This window comes from Pseudoalteromonas rubra (assembly GCF_000238295.3).
Taxonomy (GTDB): domain Bacteria; phylum Pseudomonadota; class Gammaproteobacteria; order Enterobacterales; family Alteromonadaceae; genus Pseudoalteromonas; species Pseudoalteromonas rubra.
Genome location: NZ_AHCD03000027.1, coordinates 420,676 through 443,384 on the forward strand (window position 1 = coordinate 420,676; position 22,709 = coordinate 443,384).

The 22,709-nt window shown below is 48.9% G+C and carries 17 protein-coding genes; 12 read left to right on the forward strand and 5 right to left on the reverse strand.

Going from position 1 to position 22,709, the window contains the following annotated elements; genetic code table 11:
- Positions 1 to 133: 133 nt before the first annotated feature.
- Positions 134 to 1,666 (forward strand): M17 family metallopeptidase, encoded by a 1,533-nt coding sequence (locus tag PRUB_RS06230; protein WP_010382813.1) that lies wholly within the window; start codon positions 134 to 136, stop codon positions 1,664 to 1,666.
- On the opposite strand, the gene PRUB_RS06235 is transcribed toward PRUB_RS06230, so the two are convergent.
- Positions 1,663 to 3,297, reverse strand: coding sequence for a methyl-accepting chemotaxis protein (locus PRUB_RS06235; RefSeq protein ID WP_010382812.1), 1,635 nt, complete (start codon positions 3,295 to 3,297; stop codon positions 1,663 to 1,665). The genes PRUB_RS06230 and PRUB_RS06235 overlap by 4 nt on opposite strands.
- A 211-nt stretch (positions 3,298 to 3,508) precedes the next feature.
- On the reverse strand, positions 3,509 to 5,725 hold the full coding sequence (locus PRUB_RS06240) for a S9 family peptidase (RefSeq protein ID WP_052026471.1): 2,217 nt from the start codon (positions 5,723 to 5,725) through the stop codon (positions 3,509 to 3,511).
- 187 nt (positions 5,726 to 5,912) lie between these two features.
- Between PRUB_RS06240 and PRUB_RS06245 the strand changes: the two genes are divergently transcribed.
- Positions 5,913 to 6,311, forward strand: a complete 399-nt coding sequence (locus PRUB_RS06245) for an HIT domain-containing protein (protein WP_010382810.1) — start codon at positions 5,913 to 5,915, stop codon at positions 6,309 to 6,311.
- A 35-nt stretch (positions 6,312 to 6,346) separates the two neighbouring features.
- Here PRUB_RS06245 and PRUB_RS06250 read toward each other — a convergent pair whose 3' ends face one another.
- Positions 6,347 to 8,032, reverse strand: a complete 1,686-nt coding sequence (locus PRUB_RS06250; protein WP_010382809.1) for a dipeptidyl-peptidase 3 family protein — start codon at positions 8,030 to 8,032, stop codon at positions 6,347 to 6,349.
- A 325-nt stretch (positions 8,033 to 8,357) separates the two neighbouring features.
- Here PRUB_RS06250 and PRUB_RS06255 point away from each other — a divergent pair, with 325 nt between their 5' ends.
- A complete protein-coding gene (locus tag PRUB_RS06255; protein ID WP_010382808.1) occupies positions 8,358 to 9,197 on the forward strand; it encodes an HDOD domain-containing protein in 840 nt (279 codons plus the stop codon).
- A gap of 45 nt (positions 9,198 to 9,242) precedes the next feature.
- Here PRUB_RS06255 and rdgC read toward each other — a convergent pair whose 3' ends face one another.
- Complete coding sequence (gene rdgC / locus PRUB_RS06260) at positions 9,243 to 10,151, reverse strand: recombination-associated protein RdgC (protein WP_010382806.1); 909 nt, start codon at positions 10,149 to 10,151, stop codon at positions 9,243 to 9,245.
- Between the two features lie 104 nt (positions 10,152 to 10,255).
- Entirely contained in the window at positions 10,256 to 12,016 is a 1,761-nt protein-coding gene (locus tag PRUB_RS06265) for a sensor histidine kinase (protein ID WP_010382805.1), read from the reverse strand.
- A gap of 217 nt (positions 12,017 to 12,233) precedes the next feature.
- Between PRUB_RS06265 and PRUB_RS06270 the strand changes: the two genes are divergently transcribed.
- The 9 genes from PRUB_RS06270 (at position 12,234) to ribBA (ending at position 22,642) form a co-directional block, all read left to right on the forward strand.
- Positions 12,234 to 12,599, forward strand: coding sequence for a response regulator (locus PRUB_RS06270; protein WP_010382804.1), 366 nt, complete (start codon positions 12,234 to 12,236; stop codon positions 12,597 to 12,599).
- A 336-nt stretch (positions 12,600 to 12,935) separates the two neighbouring features.
- Positions 12,936 to 15,353: a bifunctional aspartate kinase/homoserine dehydrogenase I gene (thrA, locus tag PRUB_RS06275; protein WP_010382803.1), complete on the forward strand. Its 2,418-nt coding sequence runs from the start codon at positions 12,936 to 12,938 to the stop codon at positions 15,351 to 15,353.
- An 8-nt stretch (positions 15,354 to 15,361) separates the two neighbouring features.
- Entirely contained in the window at positions 15,362 to 16,300 is a 939-nt protein-coding gene (thrB, locus tag PRUB_RS06280) for a homoserine kinase (RefSeq protein WP_010382802.1), read from the forward strand.
- Between the two features lies 1 nt (position 16,301).
- Positions 16,302 to 17,588: a threonine synthase gene (gene thrC / locus PRUB_RS06285; protein ID WP_010382801.1), complete on the forward strand. Its 1,287-nt coding sequence runs from the start codon at positions 16,302 to 16,304 to the stop codon at positions 17,586 to 17,588.
- A gap of 255 nt (positions 17,589 to 17,843) precedes the next feature.
- On the forward strand, positions 17,844 to 19,100 hold the full coding sequence (glyA, locus tag PRUB_RS06290) for a serine hydroxymethyltransferase (protein ID WP_010382800.1): 1,257 nt from the start codon (positions 17,844 to 17,846) through the stop codon (positions 19,098 to 19,100).
- 166 nt (positions 19,101 to 19,266) lie between these two features.
- Positions 19,267 to 19,719, forward strand: a complete 453-nt coding sequence (gene nrdR / locus PRUB_RS06295) for a transcriptional regulator NrdR (protein WP_010382799.1) — start codon at positions 19,267 to 19,269, stop codon at positions 19,717 to 19,719.
- Complete coding sequence (gene ribD, locus PRUB_RS06300) at positions 19,716 to 20,834, forward strand: bifunctional diaminohydroxyphosphoribosylaminopyrimidine deaminase/5-amino-6-(5-phosphoribosylamino)uracil reductase RibD (protein WP_010382798.1); 1,119 nt, start codon at positions 19,716 to 19,718, stop codon at positions 20,832 to 20,834. Before nrdR ends, ribD begins: the two co-directional genes overlap by 4 nt.
- Before the next feature lie 6 nt (positions 20,835 to 20,840).
- Positions 20,841 to 21,497, forward strand: coding sequence for a riboflavin synthase (locus tag PRUB_RS06305; protein WP_010382796.1), 657 nt, complete (start codon positions 20,841 to 20,843; stop codon positions 21,495 to 21,497).
- 32 nt (positions 21,498 to 21,529) lie between these two features.
- Entirely contained in the window at positions 21,530 to 22,642 is a 1,113-nt protein-coding gene (gene ribBA, locus PRUB_RS06310; RefSeq protein ID WP_010382794.1) for a bifunctional 3,4-dihydroxy-2-butanone-4-phosphate synthase/GTP cyclohydrolase II, read from the forward strand.
- The last annotated feature ends 67 nt before the right edge of the window (positions 22,643 to 22,709 follow it).

Below are 22,709 nucleotides of genomic sequence, written 5' to 3' on the forward strand. Positions count from 1 at the left end.
CAACAGGGCGTGTCAGTGTGTCATACGTTGGCGCGCGTTATGTTATGTCCCGGCAATTACCCCGATGGTATTGGCTCTTGCGGACAAATAACCGATAATCAGCCCAGCATTTTAATAACCAAGGGCTGATTATATGTCTTTTCCTCTCGCTCTGCCGGTCAGTGACTGGCAAGTTCAGGACGCCGATGCTGTTATCGTCGTCACTTCCGATGTGTCAGATCTTTCTGCTGCGGCACTAAACAGTGCGGCAGCCCCTTATCTTGCGGTTGACGCACGATTGCACAGCAAAGCCAGCTTGCTGTTAGCTGAAGGTGTACCGGGCAAGCGTCTGATAGTGTCACCAACAGGCCCGCTTAACCGTGACTACGATGACGTGCGACGTTTTTTTGAAGCGGGTAAAGCCGCTGTGCTGGAAGCCAAAGCAGCCGGTGCGGTTAAGCCGGTATTGATGGTGGCTGGGGTACCTGGCGATGCGCGTTATCAGAATGCTCTTGAAGTAGCGTACCTGGGAGCGTGTCAGGCGCTGTGGCAACCTCTGGAAGCCCGTGAATATCGTGGACCAGCGATTGAACCTGTTGAATCTATTGCACTATTGGGGGCTTCTGAAGAGCAATGTCGTCAGCTAAACGCTATGGCAGCTGGTCAGTATGCAGCCCGGGACCTGTGTGGTACGGAGCCTGAGCGCATGGCCCCCCCTAAGTTTGCAGATTACTGTGTTGAGCTGTTTAAGGATACGAGTGTCAGCGTTGAAGTCGTGTCAGATCCTGCCACCATAGACAAAGACTACCCTATGCTGGGCACCGTTGCGCGCGCATCTTATGCGGTAGAGCGTCATCACCCGCGTGTTGTTAAGCTGGTCTATACGCCGCAAGGAGACATTGAGCGCACGTTGATGTTTGTTGGTAAGGGTCTGGTTTATGACACCGGTGGTGCCGACCTGAAAGTTGGCGGGTTTATGGCGGGCATGAGCCGTGACAAAGGTGGTGCTGCTTCAGTCGCTGGCTTTATGAAGTCTGTCGCAGACTTCCAGCCTAAAGGCGTGAAAGTGATTGCGTACCTGGCTGTGGTGCGTAACTCGATTGGCTCTGATTGCTTCGTTCCGGATGAGATCATCACCACGCGTGAAGGCGTGAAAGTGCGTATTGGTAACACGGATGCGGAAGGCCGTCTTGCAATGGGAGATTTGTTGAGTGAGCTTAAAGATATGGCTACTGAGGAAGTGAATCCTGAGCTGTTTACGGTGGCTACTCTAACCGGACACGCCGCCCGAGCGATGGGGCCTTACAGTGCTTATGTTGAAAACGGCCCGGCACGTGCACAGCAGGTATCTCGTCAGCTTGCTGATATCGGTGATCTGTGGGCTGATTGTGCTGAGGTATCGCGCAGCCGTCGTGAAGATTACGATTTCGTGCAGCCACGTACTCTGGCGGATGATGTTTTGTCGAGCAACAATGCTCCGTCGGCTGTTACTGCGCGCGGTCACCAGTTCCCAATGGCCTTCCTGGCTATCGTTGGTGGACTGGACAAGCACGGCTGTGAGTCTGACTTACCACTGCCTTATGTCCACATGGATATCGCGGGCAGTGGTGTGGAAGGAGGTGACTGGCAACATGGTAAGCCAACTGCCGCCACCGTCAGCAGTTTGTTTGTGCGCTACTGTCGCTAAACTTTAAAGCCCTCTACAATCTGGGCAAGCTGATGGCTTGCCTGTTTGAGCTCTTTGCTGGCCTGGGACAAGGTTTGGGTGGTGTCGAGTGAATGGTGGGTGGCGTCCGACAGATCGCTAATTCGTACATTTACATCGGCAGCCGCACTGCTTTGTTCATCCGTCGCTCGTGCGATCAGGCCGTTCATTTCCAGGATGACGGTGATCAGACGTTCAATTTCACTCAATGCCTGCTCAGCCTCATGGACCTGACTCACCGTGTTGGCAGAAAGACGTTGACTGTTTTGCACGGCATCAACAGCGGCCTGAGCGCCTTTTTGTAACTTTTCAATCATGGTCTGGATCTCATCGGTACTCTGTCCGGTACGACTTGCCAGTGTACGTACTTCGTCGGCCACGACTGCAAACCCGCGACCCTGCTCCCCGGCTCGGGCAGCTTCTATGGCGGCATTCAGTGCGAGCAGGTTGGTCTGCTCCGAAATACCCCGGATCACGTCCAGCACTGAGCCAATATGCTGGCTCTCTTCTGCCAGCGCCTGCGTCACCACACTGACCTCTTCAATGGTGTCTGATAGCGTACCTATGGCACTGATTGTGGCACTGATGGTAGTTTTGCCGGTTTCACTGGTGCGCATTGCATCTCCGGCAGCCTGCTCTGCAGCCTCAGCATGCTGGCTGATCTCTTTGATTTGAGCACTCATTTGCTCAACGGCCGTTGCGACCTGGCGACTGCTGTCATTTTGGCGTTCAATGTATTCTAGGTTTACCTCGCCCGTGTCATCTACGCGATCGGCCAACGCCTCTACTTCAGCGGCATTGCCCGCGACCGAGGTAATCGAGCGGCGCATTTTAGTTGTATAGGCATTAAAAAAACGAGACAGGCGTGAGATCTCATCACGGCCATGCTCATCTAGTTGCTGTGTCAGGTCGCCTTCACCCTGGGAAATGTCTCGCATCATGTCGGCTGCTGCTCGCATCGGCTGTAATACACTATTGCTGATGATAAAGCTCAGAATTATTAGCACGATGAGCAGTGCGACGATATTGAACAGCATCTGATTACGCAGTTGAGCAAATTGCTCATCGATATTGTCGAGATACACCCCGGAACCTAAGATCCACTGCCACGGGGCAAAGCCTTTTACATAAGAAATTTTGTCGACGGGTGCAGATTTGCCGGGTTTGGGCCATTTGTATGGCACAAAGCCATCACCCTGGCTGTTAACAACGGCCACCATTTCCTGAAACAGCGCGACCCCGTCAGGGTCTTTACTATCGCGCAGTGACTGGCCATTGAGTTGGGGCTTAAACGGGTGCATTACCATGCGAGGGTAATGATCATTGACCCAAAAGTAATTGCTTTCATCGTATCTTAGGTCTTTCAGTGCGCTCAGAGCGGCGCTTTTGGCCTGGCTTTCGCTGAGTGTGCCGTTGAGCTGTGCCTGATGAAAGTGGGCGATCAGACTATGGGCTGTTTCAACCAGGTTCTTGGTTTTTTCGTATTGCTGTTCACTCAGTGCCTGATATTGCTGCTGCAAATTCATTATGCCCAGTGCGCTCAGGCCAAGTACGACGACGCCCACCAGCATAGCAAGGCGGCCAAATATGGTGAACTGTCTTAAAAATGCCATTGCACCTACTCCTTTTTAAAGCACAAGATTGTGCACTGAATCAGCTATGGTTGCGTATTTTGCAACAAAGTAAGAGGTAAAACTTGTTCTAAATCAAATGAATAATATATTTACTGAGGAAAGCGTAAGGCAATTAGCTATTTGTCGAATAGTGTCAGGGAGTGTTTGTGCGTATAGGTGACACGGGCCAGCGATGGCCCGTGCCTGCGTGTTACTTCACGTCAAAGTGACGATTAAAGAAGTTGGTGATGGTCTGATGCAGATGCGTCTGCACCTTCTTACCACGCAGGCTGTGTTTAGAGCCCGGGTAGGTCATCATTTCAAAAGGCTTTGCTTCATCCTGTAACTGTTTGAACAGCTTCGTCGCATGGGTAAACAACACGTTGTCGTCCGCCATGCCGTGATAGATCATCAGCGGGCCCTTCAGACCGTCTGTGTAGGGGAACACTGCGCTTTGCTCGTAGCCTTTCGCATTGGTTTGTGGATGTCCCAGGTAACGTTCAGTGTAATGCGTGTCATACAGTGCCCAGTCTGTTACTGGCGCACCAGATACGCCTGCGGTAAAGTAATCACCTGCTTTGAACATGGTCATCAGTGCCATATAACCGCCGTAGCTGTGGCCATAAATCCCGATGCGCGAAGGGTCGACATAATCCAGTGTGCGTAAGAATTCCACACCACGGATCTGATCCGCGACTTCCACTTCACCTAAGTGCTTGTAAATAGGGTCTTCAAAGCGTTTGCCTCGGTTGTATGAACCACGGTTGTCCAGCTGGAAGACGATGTAACCTTGCTGCACCATATACTGGAAATAAAGGTTTTTACTGCGCCAGCTATTAGTAACACGCTGTGCATGCGGGCCACCATAAACATTGACGATCACAGGGTATTTCTTGCCTTTTTTAAGCTGCTTAGGCTTAAACAAACGGTAGTGCATCAATTGCCCATCTGCCGCTTTCAGGGTGCCATACTCTGGTGTCGACAAATCATTCAGGAAAGGTGTCAGCGGATGCTGGTCATCGAGCTTATTTTGTTCCAGCCAGGTAATGAATTCGCCATTGGCTTTGCGCAATGAAACCGATGTAGGTTGATTTACGGACGATTTGCTGTCGATAAAAGTGCGGTTGTCTTCTGCCATCACCACTTTGTGGTAGGCTCCGGCTTGTGTGATCCGCTCAATGTTGCCTTTTTTGAATAATGGGACCGCATACAAGTGGCTTTCCAGTGGGGTGTCTTTGCGGCCAGAGAAGTAGATCAGGCCCTTTTTCTCATCCACGCCCTGAAGCTTTTCGACAATCCAGTCACCCTGAGTCAGCTGACGAACCAGTTGGCCGCTGGTGCGATACAAATACAGGTGCTTATAGCCATCGCGCTCTGAGGCCCAGATGAAGTGCTTTTTGTCTTTTAAAAAATGCAGGTCAAAATGCAGATTGATCCAGGTGTCGCTGATCTCTGTCAGAGCGACGCGTTGTTGTTTGCTGTCGGCGTTGTAGAATCTTAATTCCAGCTTTTGCTGAGCACGGTTTTGCCACTGATATGACAAGGTGGTGTCATCTTCCAGCCATTTCGCTCGGGCAATGTAGATGTCTTTTTCTTTACCCAGGTCAATCCAGTTCACTTTCTGATCATTCAGGGTGACCACCCCCAGATCGATGCGGACATTATCCGTGCCGGTAAACGGGTAGCGTTGGTTAAACAGTTTGACTTCATCGGCATAAATTTCGTTGCGGATGGCTTCTTGTACCGGACTTTCATCGATGCGGGTGAAGGCAATTTTGCTTTCATCCCCGGCCCACCAGTAGCCAGTCATACGGCTCATTTCTTCCTGTGCAACGAACTCTGCCATGCCATTTTTAATCACGCCACCACCGTCTTTACTCAGGCGGATCTCTTTGCCGGTTGCGAGCTCCAGAGCATACAGGTCTTGCTCTCGTATAAAGGACACGTAGTTGCCTTTAGGCGAGAAGCGGGCATCGGTTTCAAAGGCTTCGGTATCGGTCAGTTTGCGGCTTTTACCTGAGCTGAGCTCATAATAGTAAAGGTCACCATTGAGTGGGAAGAGCAGTGCTTTACCATCTTTAGACCATTTGTATTCGAGGATCCCGCGACCAAATATACGCTGTCTTTCACGGCGCGCCTTTTCTTCATCTGACAAGGTTTCAGGACCAGAGAATAAGGCCTGGGAATCGACCAGCAGACGGTTTGTGTCGGCCTTAATATTGTATTCCCACAGATCGTAGCGGTTGTAGTCGTCTACTTTGCCCTGCAGGTAGGTTACCCGAGTACCATCGGGCGAAAACTTAAGGTTAACAGGGGCCTTACCTGCCAAAGAGGGGTCATCGAAAATACGTTCCAGCGTCAGCGGCTGGGCCACAGTAAACTGGCTGGTGGCCAGCAAACCGGTGGCAAGCGCGGCATAAGATAGCAAATTGCGCACAGAGTCACCTTTATAATTGTGTAATGTTGGATTGAGAACCCGATGTTAAAGACTGTAAATCCCGATGGCAAACAAATCCGATGGGTGTGGTGACAGACAAAAACGTCGTCGTATCGGGTCGATTTTATGTGGCAAGTTAGTTACAGTGAGCCCATCAATAATGAACTTGAAAAGACCAATGAGCAGATTTCAACTGGCGCCGGAATTGGTGCACGATTGTATTGAACTGGCCGACTGGCCATTGTGTAAACTGCTATTACTGAACGACAGCCAGTACCCCTGGTTTATACTGGTGCCACGTATATCTGGCATGCGTGAGATCATTGATCTCAGTGCAGATCAGCAACAGCTGTTTTGGCAGGAGTCTGCTCAGTTAAGTCACCTAATTAAATCCGTATTTAATCCACACAAATTGAATGTGGCTGCGCTGGGAAACATGGTGCCTCAGCTGCACGTTCATCATATTGCGCGTTTTGAGCATGATGCAGCCTGGCCAAAGCCTGTGTGGGGCCAACTGCCACCAATCCCATACAGTGATCAGCAAATAGCCGAAATAAAACAGGCGCTGGATATCTGAGCGCCTGTTTATCTACCTGATTGTGTATTGGGATATTACAAGCCCAATACGGCTTTGCCTTGTTTAAAGGTGACATCAACCGGAATATTGGCTGCCGCCAGCTTGTCCAGATCGGCCTGAAGCTCTGCCTTGATATCGCCATGGGTCGCCAGTAACTGATCGACTTTTTGGTAGTCACCATCGCCTTGCAGGGTCAGGATCAGGTTAGACAGCTTTTCCATCGCTGCCCCCATTTTCTCCATATCCACAGCATAAAGGCCATCCGCATTTTTTGAAAATGCGCCTTCCTGTTTGAAGAAATTAAACCGGATCATGTTGGCTTTACCATGGGCGCTGGATGCGCCAAAGCGCACAGAGCGGAAAATTCCGGCCATAAAGGTGACATAATAGTCTTCCAGCGTGCCTTCTGTGATCTCGCCTTTTTTCAGCAGTTGCTCAACCATATACAGGCCCAGAATATCGGCTTTGCCTTCTTCCAGTGCGCTGGCATGCTCTTGCAGTGACTGACGCACCGTGCCTTTGCCTGTAATGGTGTTTTTAATGCCCAGACCATGCGCTACTTCGTGGAACATGGTGTTGGCAAAAAAGGCATCAAAGGTAATATGCTTACGTTGTGTCGGGACAATTAACTGCTCAGCAATGGGTACCAGGATCTTGTCGAACTTGGCTTGCATTGCATTTTTCAACTGCAGACGACGCGTGCCCTTTTGGAGTTGCACTTCTTCATCGTTCGGCAGGTTAATGGCAATGGTTTTACTCCCGGCATTAGAATGGCCAGCATAGTAAATGACATCGTACGCATTGAGGTCGGCATCTGAACCAGGCACTTCCTGCTTGTACTGTTCATCGACCGGTAGGCCCTGTTGTAGTTCAGGCAAGAAAGCGGCAAATTTTGCCAGACGTTCACTCCAGGCCATGTCTTTGACCAGGACATAAGATTCGAACGCAGTACGATAACCAAAGAGCTGATCTTCGTAGGTTTCGATGGGACCAATCACCACGTCGATGGGGTTATTTTTCATATCCATCCAGGCGAAGTCAGAGGTTTGGTAACTGTTATTTACCAGCGCGTCTGCACGTAAATTTAAGTATTTGGAAAACTGCTTATCCACTGCCAGTTTGCTGGCATCGCGCAATAGCTGTGCGGCCGTGTTTAATTCGTTCTGGTAGGCTTCGGAGTAGGGAACACTATACAGTTGGCCTTGCGCATCGCGTTTTATTAAAGAGTACAAACCCGCTTTGTCTTTTACATCCGCCTGATTAAGTTCGTCTTTACTGATGTCGCCAGGGTAGAACTCTGCGCCGGGTGCTTTGGCGTTAAAGCCACTGAGGAAGACTTTGTCACCATTCAGGCGGTCCCAGGGACCATAGTTAATATCAGCGAACTGGCGTACCTTCGGGTCCTGAATATTGGCCAGAAACTCCGTTTTATTCATGCCAAATGCTTGTTTCCAAAACAACTCATCCATGATTTTAGACGCATCAATCAATAACCCCAGCATTTTCTTCTGGTTGTCATTGAGGTGAGACAAGTCGCTATTCAGGGTGACCTGGGTATAGATATCCAGTCGCTCTGGCGACAGGTCTTGTAGCTGATAGCCGCTGTGTGTTGCGCTTTGTTGTGCCTGACTTTCAGTCTTGGGTTGCTGTGGCTCAGAACAGCCACTGAGCAGCATGCCACAGGCCAGCATGACCGCCGTGGATAAGAGTGCGCGTTTCATCATTTTTCCTTCATTTGGAGTGTTAGTCGGACCTTTACTGCATTGAGGCCGCTCAGAACATAGCTGCCAGCAGGGATCCCTATTATTATTTCGGTGCTATACCTTACATGAATTGGCTGCAACTTGCTGCTGTTGCGGCACAAAGTCGCTGAATATTTTATTTTACTCAGCGCGTTGGAATTTTTTGTCTATCACGAATAATTTTTATACTTTTCTTAACTTACTCTTTAAGTTAGACAATACTAATAACATGAACAGCACATTGCCCAGCGCCACAGGCAGTTGCTGCGCTCCAGAGGCCAATAAATTCGAGGATTGAACCAATATGTCTACTGAAAATGCCTTGTTGACGATTCTGATTGATAAAATAAATAATGATACCCTGGTACTACCTACCTTGCCTGAAATTGCTGTAAGGGTCCGGCAGGCTGCGGATGACCCGGAAGTTAATTTGATGCAAATGTCCGAGGTGATTTCTCATGATCCCGCATTGGCGGCACGTATGATTAAAGTGGCCAACAGTGCATTTCTGGGCCGTACTGTAAAAGTTAACACTCTTAATCAGGCCGTCACCCGGATAGGTTTGCGTCAGGTCAAAAATGTCGCCACAGCTATGGCGATGGAGCAGCTGTTTGTTTCGCAAAATAAGCTCATCAAAACGTATATGGATAAAGCCTGGCAGAAGACGCTGAAAGTGGCCTGTCAGGCCATCACCACGATGGACTTTTATCTGCGCATTAACAAACATACCTCGCTCAATAAAGACACCATTACGCTGGCGTCACTGGTGTTCAATATCGGGGTACTTCCTATCCTGACTGAAGCTGAAAATCACCCTGAAGTCTTCGCCAACCCGAGCTTTTTAGCGCATGCGATCCAAAAGCTCGGTGGTCGCATAGGGGGTGCCATTATGCGTGAATGGGGGTTCACGGAAGAGTTTGTTGAAGTTGCTGAAAGTTGGGCTAATCCAAACTATAAACCCGGGCATGTTTGTTATGTGGACTTTATCCGTGTCGGCGCCATTGTTGAAGGCATATTGCAAGTGTCTGATAAGGCCGCGGCACTGCATGTCTACGAAGAGAAGGGCGTGCTGGGGTCAGTGGATATGTTTTATGATGATGCCTATCAGGACATGCTGAACGATATTAAAGCGGCATTTTCGTAATTGCGAAAGTGAAGTGGCGGAGCGTTTAGCCCCGCCTCTCAGACGTTACAGATCGTCCTGATCGCCGAGCCCTTGTGACAGCTCTTCAAGCAGCTCTTTGATTTCTTCAGAGACCAGAATGAAGTCTGCATCGAGCTTGACCGCCATGTCTTCTTTAGGGATGTCGGCATTTTGCTCTTTCAGTGTGTCGCTGAAACTCAGGCGCTTGATTGAGCCATCATTTTGCAGGGTAAACTGCACGCGTTCACGCCAGTCCATACCCAGCTTCGTTACGCGCTTACCATGTTCCAGGTGCAGTTTTATCTCGTCACCGGCCAGGTCATGCTGTTTAAGTTTAACCTGTGCGCCATTGTCATCGGCTTCTTGTAATTCGGCATCTGAGCCGATTGCAAACCCTTCAGGGACTTCGAATTTGGTGAGCCAGTCAGTCAGGAACAGATCCAAATCATAATTTGCAAAGGCGGGGACGATAGGCAAGGTGCCGAGGGATTTTCTCAGTAACGCGGTCAATTCCTCCGCTTTATTAAAGCTGGCACTGTTGACGATTAACCAGCCATTTTTCTGGTCGATAAACGCAAATTGCAGGCTGGACTTTTTGAATGCTTGAGGCAACAAAGTTGCAGTGATATTTTCTTTAATTTCGTCTTTTTCTTTTTTCTTGACCGGACGATTCTCTTCTTGCTCGATCGACTCGATCTTTTCCGCAACCATTTCATTGATCACAGACGCAGGCAGGACTTTTTCTTCCCGTTTGGCACAAACCAGAATACAGTGCTGAGAAAAGTGGCTCAGGGTCTGGCCATGTTTGCCAAGGGCTTTGGTCCAGCCAAAGGTGCTCATGTCCTGGCTACCGCACGGACGAAATACGTCGTGCTCCAGTGCTGCTTCAAAGTCTTCCTGAGCATAGGAGACGTCTTGTTTAAAACGGTAACAGATAAGATTGCTAAACCACATAGAACAGGTTCCGAAGAGTAAAATCGACCCGCATCATAGCAAACCGACATACCCTCGGGCAAAGACTCAGCGCAGATATTTCGCCTTGTTGATACAGGCGTTCATTAACTGAACATTGCGATGTTCTTCTGTAGTTCTTTAGGGAACCTAATATAGTAAGTTAGTCCTCTTCCTTCTTCTGAATTGACTTCAATGTCGCCATTCAGGGTCTGCTTAACCAGGTTAAAAGTAATGTGTGTGCCCAGACCACTGCCGCCTTGTTCACGCTTGGTGGTGAAGAAAGGGTCAAACAGTTTTTCAAGCTGCGCTTTGCTAACGCCTTTACCGTTGTCTTTGTAGACGATAAAGACATCGTTATTTTCTTCTCTTATCTCAATGTCTATGGTGCCTTGCGCAACGCCTTCAAAACCATGGATCAGGGAGTTCATAATCAGATTAGTGAATATCTGGCTGATGGCCCCTGCGGGCAGGTGCAGGGTTAACTCTTCGGGGCAGTCTACGTTGACAATGTGTGCGGTCTTTTTGAGTTTGGGGTGTAATGAGCGGATAACTTCGCCCAGGTACTGTTTAAAGTTGATAGTACGTACCGCCTCACTGGCCTGATCAACCGCAATTTGTTTAAAGCTGGCGACCAGCTCTGACGCTCGATCTAGGTTGGTGGTTAATAAGCTGGTACTTTGTTTTGCTTCATTGATAAATTCTTCCAGCGCTTTGGGCGAAAGCGTCTTATCTCGATATGCAGTTTCCAGCCTTTGCAGGCGTTCTTCCAGGAATGAGGTTGCCGTAACACCGATGCCGACTGGGGTATTGATGTCGTGCGTGATCCCCGCGACCAGGCCGCCCAGTGCGGCCATTTTTTCTGAGCCAACCAGACGCTCCTGTGCCATGTTGAGCTCATCAACATACTTTTCCAGCTCTTTTTGTTTGGTCAGCAGCTCTTCTTCGGTTTGACGTCTGAGATCGATCTCTTCTGTCAGAGTCAGCTTTTGTTTCTCCAGCTCATATTTTTGTTGTTGCAGATCCATCATAGCCTGAGACAGGTTAGATGTTTTGCGTGCGACCTCTTGTTCCAACTGAATATTGTGCTGGTCGAGTTTTTCATTACTTATTAACAACTCTTTTTGCGCCTGATCGAGTTTTTTTCGATAGTCCGCGATGCGATCAATGAGTTTGTTGAAGGCCTCTTCCATCACCTTGAGCTCGTTGCGCTCTGCGGTATCAATGTCTATTTTGTGACCATCAACATTGTCGATTTCAAAATCGTCAATCTGCTCGGTCAGATCGGTGAGTGGTTCGGTGAGTAATTTTCTGAAAGCGAGTAAGAACAAGATAATCAAAAAGGTGGTTTTGACCATCGCATTACCAATCAGAAAATAAATAGAGATCATGATCCGGCTGAATACGACTTCTCGACTTGAAAACAGCGTTACATCACCGACTTGCGTGGCTCTGCCGGAAAACTCGAAGATCAGTGGAAAGGTGTAGCCAAACAGACCTGACGGCGTATCCTCAATGAGTGCTTCTTCTTGTACGAGTTGTTGGCTGTATAACTCATGAATGTTGAGCGAGCGCCCCAGCTGAGAAATGATCTCGCCGCTATCGTCACGCACTATGATCCCTTCGATCATAGGTATGGCCAACAAGCCCTCAGCGGTGGTGACGGTTTGTTTGGTGTTGAGCTCCCAGATAGCGCGAGTCAGGCTGCGACTAAAGGTTTTTTGCAGCATAGTTAACTCATTGCGAATATAGTCCTTAGTGTTGACATATTCGGCCACCACTTGTCCACAAGTCACGACAAAGGTGAGCAAAAAGTAAACCGACAAGACGTTTGTGAGCAGCTTCTTTGACAGACTTTTTTGCAGCATGAAGTGTTCTTTGCTCCTAACAACGAGTTTCCGCGCGCTTAATACACTTAAAGTTAGCCAATAAAGTGCTAAAAATAAATATTAATCTCAATCTGATATCGCGAAGAATTTGTTCCTCGGGCACTTACTGGATGGAGATTATTGTGTTATAAGTTTAACCACAACAATAACCTTTATCCCAAAACAGAACAATAAAGATTATTTGACAATTCACTCTATGAGCTACTCTGTATTAGTCTGTGACGATTCAGTCGTTGCCCGCAAACAAGTCATCCGTTGTCTCAATGGGATTATTGATGCTGACATTTGCCAAGCCAGTAACGGGCGTGAAGCATTGGAGGTGCTGGCTGAACGACATATCGATTTACTGTGTCTTGATCTGACCATGCCTGTGTTAGATGGTATCGGGGTGCTAGAAGCGATCAAGCGTCAGGTGATTGAAACGTATGTCGTGGTTATTTCGGCGGATATTCAGGACGAAATGAAAACACGAGTTGCTAAACTGGGCGCGCTTGAATTTTTGGAAAAACCGGTGAAACCAGAATCCCTGCAGGCAACGCTCAGTAAGTTTGGGATCCGATAATATCGGGTCATTGCTAAACGACCACTTCTTATATCCACTTCTGTTTATGTCGCTTTGTTTATCAGATTATTCATAAATTTGACATAAACCTTGCACGTTGCTGTACACAACTTGAGTTTTTTGCATAGTTTTTTGCAGAGAGAATTAGGTTTTTGTGCTTGACAGTTTATCGAATGTTCAGGCAGTCTAAAGTCTATGAACAAGATTATTAACACCACGACCATTATTACCACCACCATCCTAACGGGATAGTGGCATAGGTCGGTGCGTATTCGAAAAGGCCTGTGCTCACTGCGAGCACAGGCCTTTTTTGTTTTTGGAATGAGGAAAATAAACATGCAAGTATTGAAGTTTGGAGGATCATCGCTGGCCGATTACGACTGCCTGCAACGAGTTCGTGAGCTTATCCTGACGCAGGGTAACCACGAAGCCTTAGTGGTGCTGTCTGCACCGGGAGGCGTCACAGATAAACTGGTTGAGTTATGCGAACTGGCACGTCAGGGACAGAATTTTAGTGATCAATGGCAGGCGCTGACAGCGCGTTTGAATGGGCTAAAAGTGCAGGTTGAAGCTGAATTTGGTGACGTGGCGCATTGGCCCGACTTTACCGCGCTGGCAGACAAACTGGCGGGTGTAAAACTCCTTAAGCAATGCCCGGATGCGGTGCAGGCTTATGTGATCAGTTTTGGTGAGCGTGTCAGTGTGGCGCTGATGGTGGCGATGCTGAGTAAGCATAAAGCCCATTACCTCGATGCCACCGCATGTATTGCGACAAATGACGCTTACCTGGATGCGGAAGCTTTACTGGATGACAGCCGCGAGCGCTTTGTTGCGCAATTGCAGGCTCAGCCGGCACAGTTTTACATCATGCCTGGATTTACAGGCAGTAATAGCGCTGGTGAATTGACGACCCTCGGACGTAATGGGTCGGATTATTCAGCCGCTATTGCTGCTGCGTGCATTCAGGCCAAGGTCTGTCAGATCTGGACTGATGTGGACGGGGTATACAGTGCTGATCCCCGACTGATTAAAAAGGCCACCAAAGTGAATCGTCTGTCCTATAAAGAGGCGATGGAGCTGTCGTATTTTGGTGCTAAAGTCTTGCATCCTAAAACCATTTTGCCGTGTGCCAAAGCCGGTGTGCCATGCGAAATCAAAAATACTCACGCGCCTGAGCTACCGGGATCTGTGATCGCGGCACAAGGTGGGGGAGACGAGCCGGTTAAAGCGCTATCCAGTCTCGATAAGCTGGCAATGTTAACAGTCTCCGGACCTGGCATGAAAGGGAAAGTGGGCATGGCGGCCAGAGTTTTCTCGGCGCTGGCGAAGGACAATGTATCGATTGTTCTGATCACCCAGTCTTCTTGTGAGTTCAGTATCAGCTTCTGTGTTCATGAACAAGATTTGTCACTGGCATTGCAGGCACTGCAAACTGCTTTTGAACTGGAGATGCAAGCTCATCTGATCGAGCCAATTCAGGTACGTCGTTCGCTGGCGATTGTCACCCTGGTAGGTGATAACATGAAATCACACAAAGGCTTAGCCGCTAAGTTTTTTGCCTCTTTGGCACAGGCGCAGGTCAATATTGTGGCGATTGCTCAGGATTCTACCGAAAGTGCCATTTCTGCTGTGATCCAGGGCGAGCTTTGTCAGGATGCGGTCAAGGTTTGCCATGAAAACTTTTTCACCCATATTCCCTCAATTGACGTGTTCTTGCTTGGCTGTGGCTTAGTGGGAACTGAGCTGATCGCGCAGTTACAGCGCCAGCAAAGTTGGCTGGCGGAGCGTAATATCAAGCTCAACCTCTATGGGGTGGCGAATTCAAAACGCTGTTATCTGAATGAACAAGGGGTGCCTTTTGAGCACTGGCAGCAGGTGCTGGCCGATGCGCAGCAAGGCTTTGAGCTGTCAGAGCTTGAGTCGTTTGTGCGCCGGAATCACCTGATCAATCCGGTGATTGTCGATTGCAGCTCGTCTCAACATCTGGCCGATCAGTATCATGACTTCCTGGCTGCGGGCTTCCATGTTGTTGCTGCTAATAAAAAAGCCAATACCAGTGACTACGACTATTACCAGGCGCTAAAACAGGTTGCGCAACAAAAGGGCCGACGCTTTTTATATGAAACCAATGTGGGGGCAGGGCTACCGGTACTCGACAACCTTCAGCTGTTATTTGGTGCAGGTGATGAGCTGTTGTCTTTCAGTGGTATTTTATCGGGCTCATTGTCTTATATCTTTGGCGAGCTGGAAGATGGCCTGAGCTTGTCCGAGGCTACAGCGAAAGCAAAACAGAGCGGCTTTACAGAGCCTGATCCACGTGATGATCTGTCAGGTACAGATGTAGCACGCAAGCTACTTATTATTGCTCGTGAGTCCGGGTTGGCACTGGAGCTGTCTGATATCGAAGTGGAACCAGTTGTGCCAGCTGACTTTGCTGCGGGTAGCTCAGTGGATGAATTTATGGCGCAGTTGCATCAACAAGATGGTGCCTTTGCAGATCGCATCCAAAGCGCAGCCAGTGAGGGCAAAGTACTGCGCTATGTGGGGAGTATTCAAGATGGCCGTTGTCGGGTGGGTATTGAGGCGGTAGAGCGTTCACATGCGTTGTCGGATATCCGAGATGGTGAAAATGCGCTTGCCATATTAAGCCAGTATTATCAGCCCAAACCATTTGTGATCCGTGGTTATGGTGCCGGAGCGGAAGTAACCGCGGCCGGGGTATTTGCTGATATCTTGAAAACCCTGACGCGCTAGGAGTGGTTATGAAACGATTTTATGCACCCGCATCCATCGGCAATTTTTGTGTCGGTTTTGATTCACTGGGCGCTGCGATAGCCCCGCTTGATGGCACTTTGCTGGGTGATGTAGTAAGTGCTGAGGCAGCCGAACAAGACAGTTTTGAATGTATTGGTCCTTATGCTGATAAATTACCGTCGGGAGCCGAGGAAAATCTGGCTTATCAATGTCTGGTCCATTTCAGGGAGCATGTCGCTGCGACTATGCCCGGGGTGAAATTGACGTTGGAGAAACGTCTGCCAATTGGCTCGGGGCTTGGGTCCAGTGCCTGTTCAGTGGTCGCGACGTTCGCAGCGCTGGATGCCTTTGCACAGACTCAGTTGTCTCAGACGCAGATGATTGAGCTGATGGCTGACTTTGAGGGAAAAGTCAGTGGCGCACGCCACTATGACAATATCACGCCTTGCTATTTAGGGGGGTTGCAGCTGACAGCCGAGTTAATACCGGACAGGGCACTGAGCTTACCGAGCGATGACAACTGGCGACTGGTCGTAGCTTACCCTGGCTTTGCACTAAACACGGCGGCGGCCAGAGCGGTATTGCCGCAACAGCTGGCGACACACGATGCAGTCGAATTTGCGCAGCGATTAAGTGCCTTTACATTGCTCATGTCGCAGCATCAGTTTGATAAAGCGGTGACCTTGATGCGTGATGAGATTGCTGAGCCATCCAGAGCACCTTTGATCAAAGGGTTTGCAGAAGCCAAGCAAAGCTTGCCTGAATTAGGTGCACTGATGGTCAGTATTTCTGGCGCCGGGCCAACCTTGCTGGCATTGTGCGATAACGATCAGGATGCACAGCGATGCCAACTATGGCTACAACAACACTATTTAAATGAACATGGCTTCAGTCACATATGCCGATTAGACCTACAGGGTACAAGAGAAATAAAGGAAGGAGAGTAGAATGAAACTGGTGAACTTAAAAGATGATACTCAGACAGTATCCTTTATTGAAGCGGTAAAAACAGGTCTTGGCCGTAATCAGGGGGTGTTTTTCCCAACTGAGCTTGTGCCACTGACAGGCGTTGATGCTTTACTGGCACAACCGTTTGCGCAGCGCAGTGCCGCGATTCTGAAACATCTGATCGGAGATGAGCTACCGCTCGATTCTTTGCAGAGCATGTGCGAACAGGCATTTGATTTTCCTGCCCAATTAGTACAAGTTGAAGAAAATAAATATTGCCTGGAGCTCTTTCATGGGCCAACGCTTGCCTTTAAAGACTTCGGTGGCCGATTTATGGCGCAATGTATTGGTGCGTTTAGTCAGGGCGAGCGGGTGACAATATTAACTGCAACCAGTGGCGACACCGGCGCTGCCGTTGCGCATGCGTTTTATCAAATGCCCGGCGTTGACGTGGTGATCCTGTATCCGCAGGGTAAAATTTCGCTGGCGCAACAAAAGTTGTTCACCACACTGGGAGAAAATATTCATTGTTATGCCGTTGAGGGCAGCTTCGATGACTGTCAGGCACTGGTAAAACAGGCTTTCTTAGATGATGAGGTTAAACAAACGCTGGGGCTGAATTCAGCCAATTCAATCAACATCAGTCGTCTGCTGGCCCAGGTGTGTTATTACTTCGAGGCCTTTGCCCAGCTCACAGCGGCTGAACGCGCACAGGTTCATGTCTCCGTACCGAGCGGTAATTTCGGCAATGTGTGTGCGGCTATGATTGCCGCGGCGCTGGGGCTGCCTGTAAAACGCCTCAGTGCAACCACCAACCAAAATGACACTGTGCCCCGTTACCTGGACTCTGGCCAGTGGCAACCTAATGCGACTTTGGAATCTATTTCTAATGCGATGGATGTGAGCAAACCTAATAATTGGCCTCGCGTTGAATCTATGTTGGATAGTGGATACTTTCCAAAGTATGAGTTTTATTCACGTTCAGTGTCGGAAGAGCGAACGCAGGAAGTCATGCGCCAGGTTGCAAAAGGAGGTTATGTGACAGAACCGCATACTGCCATCGCTTACGAAGGGCTCCAGTTGGATGGACAGCCAGAAGAAACCGGTATTTTTCTGGCGACGGCGCATCCTGCTAAATTCAGAGAAACAGTAGAAGCTGTGCTGGAACAGGCGATTGAGATGCCTGAAGCGCTCGCAAGTGCGCTGGAAAAGCCGTGTTTGGCCGAGCCCTTGTCCGCGGATTATGAAGCACTCAAACAGGCTATTTTGACGCGTTTGGTGCGTTAACAGTCTGCTTGTTGTTTTGCTGGCGGTGCTGTGCGTCGCCAGCAAAGCGCATTTAGTAGATTTCAATTTGAAATGTAAGTGAACTTTTTAATAAAAAATATAAATGTTTAAATAAAAAAATATCATCCCCCAAACACTGTGAAATAAATTCAATCCTTGTTTAAATAGGCTCACACCGATTTCATAGGCAAATGGCCGCAATTTGCGTACAATCAAGCCTTCAAAAACCAATCTTACGTGTACCTAGGAGACACCATGTTAGAACGTAACATGAATATTGCAGATTTTGACCCAGAACTATTTCAAGCGATCCAGTCGGAAACCACCCGTCAGGAAGAGCACATTGAGCTTATCGCTTCTGAAAACTACTGTAGCCCACGCGTACTAGAGGCTCAGGGGTCGCAGTTAACTAACAAATATGCTGAAGGTTATCCGGGTAAGCGTTACTACGGTGGCTGTGAGCACGTTGACGTGGTTGAGCAGCTGGCGATTGACCGTGCTTGTGAATTGTTTGGTTGTGATTACGCAAACGTACAGCCTCACGCGGGTTCTCAGGCTAACGCTGCGGTATTCCAGGCGCTGCTTCAGCCGCATGACACTGTGTTGGGTATGAGCCTGGCGCATGGTGGTCACCTGACGCACGGTTCACACGTGAACTTTTCTGGTAAAACCTACAATGCAATTCAGTATGGTCTGAATGAAGAAACGGGCGAAATTGACTACGCACAGGTTGAAGCGCTGGCATTAGAGCACAAGCCAAAAATGATCATCGGCGGTTTCTCTGCTTACTCAGGAATAGTTGACTGGGCTAAATTCCGTGAGATTGCGGATAAAGTCGGTGCTTACCTGCTGGTTGATATGGCACACGTAGCGGGTCTGGTTGCTGCGGGTATCTACCCAAGCCCAATCCCACACGCACACGTTGTGACAACGACTACACACAAAACACTGGCTGGTCCTCGCGGTGGTTTGATCTTGTCTGCATGTGGTGATGCGGATATCTACAAAAAACTGAACAGTGCGGTTTTCCCGGGTGGTCAGGGTGGTCCTTTGTGTCACGTGATCGCAGCTAAAGCAGTTGCATTCAAAGAAGCGTTGCAAGACGAGTTCAAAGCATACCAGACACAAGTGGTTAAAAATGCACAGGCGATGGTCGCGGTACTTCAGGAGCGTGGTTATAAAGTGGTCTCTGGTAAGACAGACAACCACCTGTTCCTGCTTGATCTGATCGACAAAGACATCACTGGTAAAGATGCTGACGCTGCGCTAGGTCGTGCCAACATCACCGTGAATAAGAACTCTGTACCAAACGATCCGCGTTCTCCGTTTGTGACTTCTGGTCTGCGTATTGGTTCACCAGCTATCACACGCCGTGGCTTTAAAGAAGCTGAAGCGGGCGAGCTGGCAGGCTGGATCTGTGACGTGCTTGATAACATCGAAGATGACGCGGTACAGGCACAAGTAAAAGAAAAGGTTAAAGCAATCTGCGCTAAGCTACCTGTTTACGCGTAAAGCTGAAAGATTACCGAAATAGATAAGAAAAGGCTGCCTTAAGTGCGGCCTTTTTTATGTGCATCGAATGCTACTATCTTGATATACTGGCAGCAATTGGCTCAAAGTGCGTTCTGAAATAACTGAAGCAGTTTGGGTTTTTATCTGTTTTTCATAGTGAGCTTTTATGCACTGTCCATTTTGTACGGCAAAAGAAACCAAAGTGATTGATTCACGATTAGTTGGCTCGGGCCATCAGGTCCGCAGGCGACGTGAGTGTATTTTGTGTCATGAGCGCTTTACCACCTTTGAAGGTGCTGAGTTGGTTATGCCCAGAGTCATCAAGCAAGATGGCTCCAGAGAGCCATTCAACGAAGATAAGTTACAAAATGGGTTACATCGCGCGCTGGAGAAGCGTCCGGTGAGTACGGAGCAGATTGAAGAAGTCGTTCATCAGATCAAGTCTCAGTTACGAGCGACTGGTGAGCGTGAAGTACCCAGCCAGTTGGTGGGTGAGTGCATTATGGAAGCATTGAAAAAACTCGATAAAGTCGCTTATGTCAGGTTTGCGTCGGTTTATCGTTGTTTTGAAGATGTAAAAGAGTTTGGTGAAGAAATTGCCCGTTTGGGGGATGAATGAGTTTTACACAGGCTGATCAGACCTATATGGCACGCGCCATTGAATTGGCTCAGCAAGGCCGTTTTACCACCACACCCAACCCGAATGTAGGCTGCGTGATCGTAAATAACGGTGAGATTGTCGGTGAAGGGTTTCATTTACGCGCCGGAGAGCCACATGCAGAAGTACATGCCCTGCGTGAGGCGAAAGCGCGTGCACGAGGTGCAACAGCCTATGTGACACTTGAGCCCTGCAGCCATTACGGCCGTACCCCTCCGTGTGCAAAAGGCCTGATCGAAGCGGGCGTAAGCAAAGTCATCGCAGCCATGGTTGACCCTAACCCTGAAGTGGCCGGGCGGGGATTAGCGATGCTCAATGAGGCCGGGATAGAAACAGCCTCCGGGTTGCTGGAGCAACAGGCTCGAGCACTGAACAAAGGGTTTTTAAAGCGCATGGAACACGGCTTGCCTTTTGTTATCTGTAAATTGGCTGCAAGCCTGGACGGTAAAACGGCACTGGGTAATGGTGAAAGTAAATGGATCACCGGGGAAGCGGCACGACGAGATGTTCAGCTTGGCCGCGCACAAAGCTGCGCAATTTTAACTGGCGCTGACACCGTGCTGGTCGACGATGCCCGGCTTAATGTGCGCGCACAGGAGCTGGCGGACATTGAGCGCCCCGTTGAACAATGGCGGCAACCGATTCGGGTGATTATTGACTCGCAAAACCGTCTGCATCCTGAGTTAGCTTTGTTTAAAATCCCGTCTCCTGTCGTTATTTTGCGTTCAGACCTTGATAATCAACACAACTGGCCACATTTCGTAGAGCAAATTAAAATTACTACCCATGCAGGTAAAATTGACTTGCATGCAGCGCTGAGTACGTTAGCTGAGCGTAATATCAATCAAGTCTGGCTGGAAGCCGGTGCAACACTGGCGGGTGCCATGCATCAACAAAGTTTGATTGATGAGTATTTGATTTATCTGGCACCTAAGATCATCGGCACCCATGGTAAAGACTTGTTCAACAGCGCGCCGCTGGCGTCGATGAGTGAGATCACCGAATTACATATTGCAGAGGTCGTGTCGATAGGGACGGACATTCGCGTCACGGCACACAAACAACAAGGTAAGTAAGACATTATGTTTACAGGCATCATTGAAGCAACGGGCACATTGACAGAGCTAACGCTTAAACAGGGTGATCTCAGCGTGCGAGTTACTAGCACAACACTGGATATGAATGATGTGCAACTTGGCGATAGCATTGCCACAAATGGAGTGTGTCTGACCGTTGTTGAGAAGTTTGCTGACGGTTTTCGTGCCGACGTTTCAAATGAAACGCTGAAGTTAACCCGTTTCGGTGAATATCGGGTTGGACAAAAAGTGAACCTGGAAAAAGCCCTGCAACCGATCTCACGTCTTGGTGGCCATTTGGTATCTGGTCACGTCGACGGCATTGCTGAGGTCGTCGCCGTGCAGCCCAATGCACGCGCCACAGATTACTGGCTCAAAGCGCCAGCACAATTAATGAAATACATCCCCTATAAAGGCTCCGTGGCCATTGATGGCATAAGCCTGACGGTAAATGACCTGGATGGTGATAAATTCAAGTTGACGATAGTGCCACACACCGCACAGGAAACCACTATTGTCGACTTTAAGGTGGGAACCTTACTCAACCTGGAAGTGGATCAGATAGCTCGTTATCTTGAAAGGTTGATCCAGGGTGAACCGGTTGCCACGCAGCAATCAACTCTCACATCTAGCTTGCTCGCCAAAGCTGGGTTTATTAAATAACTTGCCAATTACGACTTACTAACGGAAAGATTATGAGCTTAAACAGCGCACAAGAAATCATCGACGACATCAAAGCCGGTAAGATGGTCATTCTGATGGATGATGAAGACCGGGAAAATGAAGGCGATCTGATCATTGCGGCAGAGCATATCACGCCAGAAGCAATTAACTTTATGGCGACTTATGGCCGTGGCCTGATCTGTCTGACAATGACGCAGGAACGTTGCCAGCAGCTTGACTTACCGCTGATGGTTAAAAATAACGGCGCTCAGTTTTCAACCAACTTCACTATGTCGATAGAAGCTGCAAAAGGGGTGACAACCGGTATTTCAGCGGCTGATCGTGCCCGTACCGTGCAGGCGGCAGTAGCCAAAGGTGCGGTGCCTGAAGACATTGTGCAGCCAGGTCATATCTTTCCAATTATGGCACAGCCTGGTGGCGTTTTGACTCGCGCCGGTCATACTGAAGCAGGTTGCGATTTAGCACGCTTGGCCGGTCTTGAAGCGTCTTCTGTGATTGTTGAGATCCTCAACCCGGATGGCACCATGGCGAGACGCCCTGAGCTGGAAGTATTTGCGAAAGAGCATGACATTAAAATTGGCACCATTGCCGATTTAATCGAATATCGTAACCTTAACGAGACGACAATTGAAAAGGTCGCGCAGTGTAAATTACCGACTGAATACGGTGAGTTTGACCTGGTCACATACAAAGACACCATAGATAACCAGTTGCACTATGCATTGCTTAAGGGCGAAGTCAGTGCGGATGAGGCAACATTAGTTCGGGTTCATTTGCAAAGTACATTCAATGATACGCTGCTTTCTGACCGCAGTGCCGATCGTAGCTGGACCTTGCATGGGGCAATGAAATACATCGCCAACAATGAAGGCGTGTTGGTTATCCTGGGCAAACAAGAGAAAACCGAAGATCTGGAACAGCTGGTTAAGGCGTTTGCAGCAGAAGACGCCGGAGAGAAGCCGAACTATCGCAAATTCCAGGGCACGTCGAGAACCGTCGGTGTTGGCTCTCAAATTCTTGCTGATCTGGGGATCAGCAAAATGCGCCTGATGAGCTTACCGAAAAAATATCACGCCTTGTCAGGTTTCCACTTAGAAGTCGTCGATTACGTCGAACCTCAATAATTTACGAATAACAGCACGAGCGCCTGTTGGGGATTTCCCTGTAGGCGTTTCGTCTTTTTCTATGCTA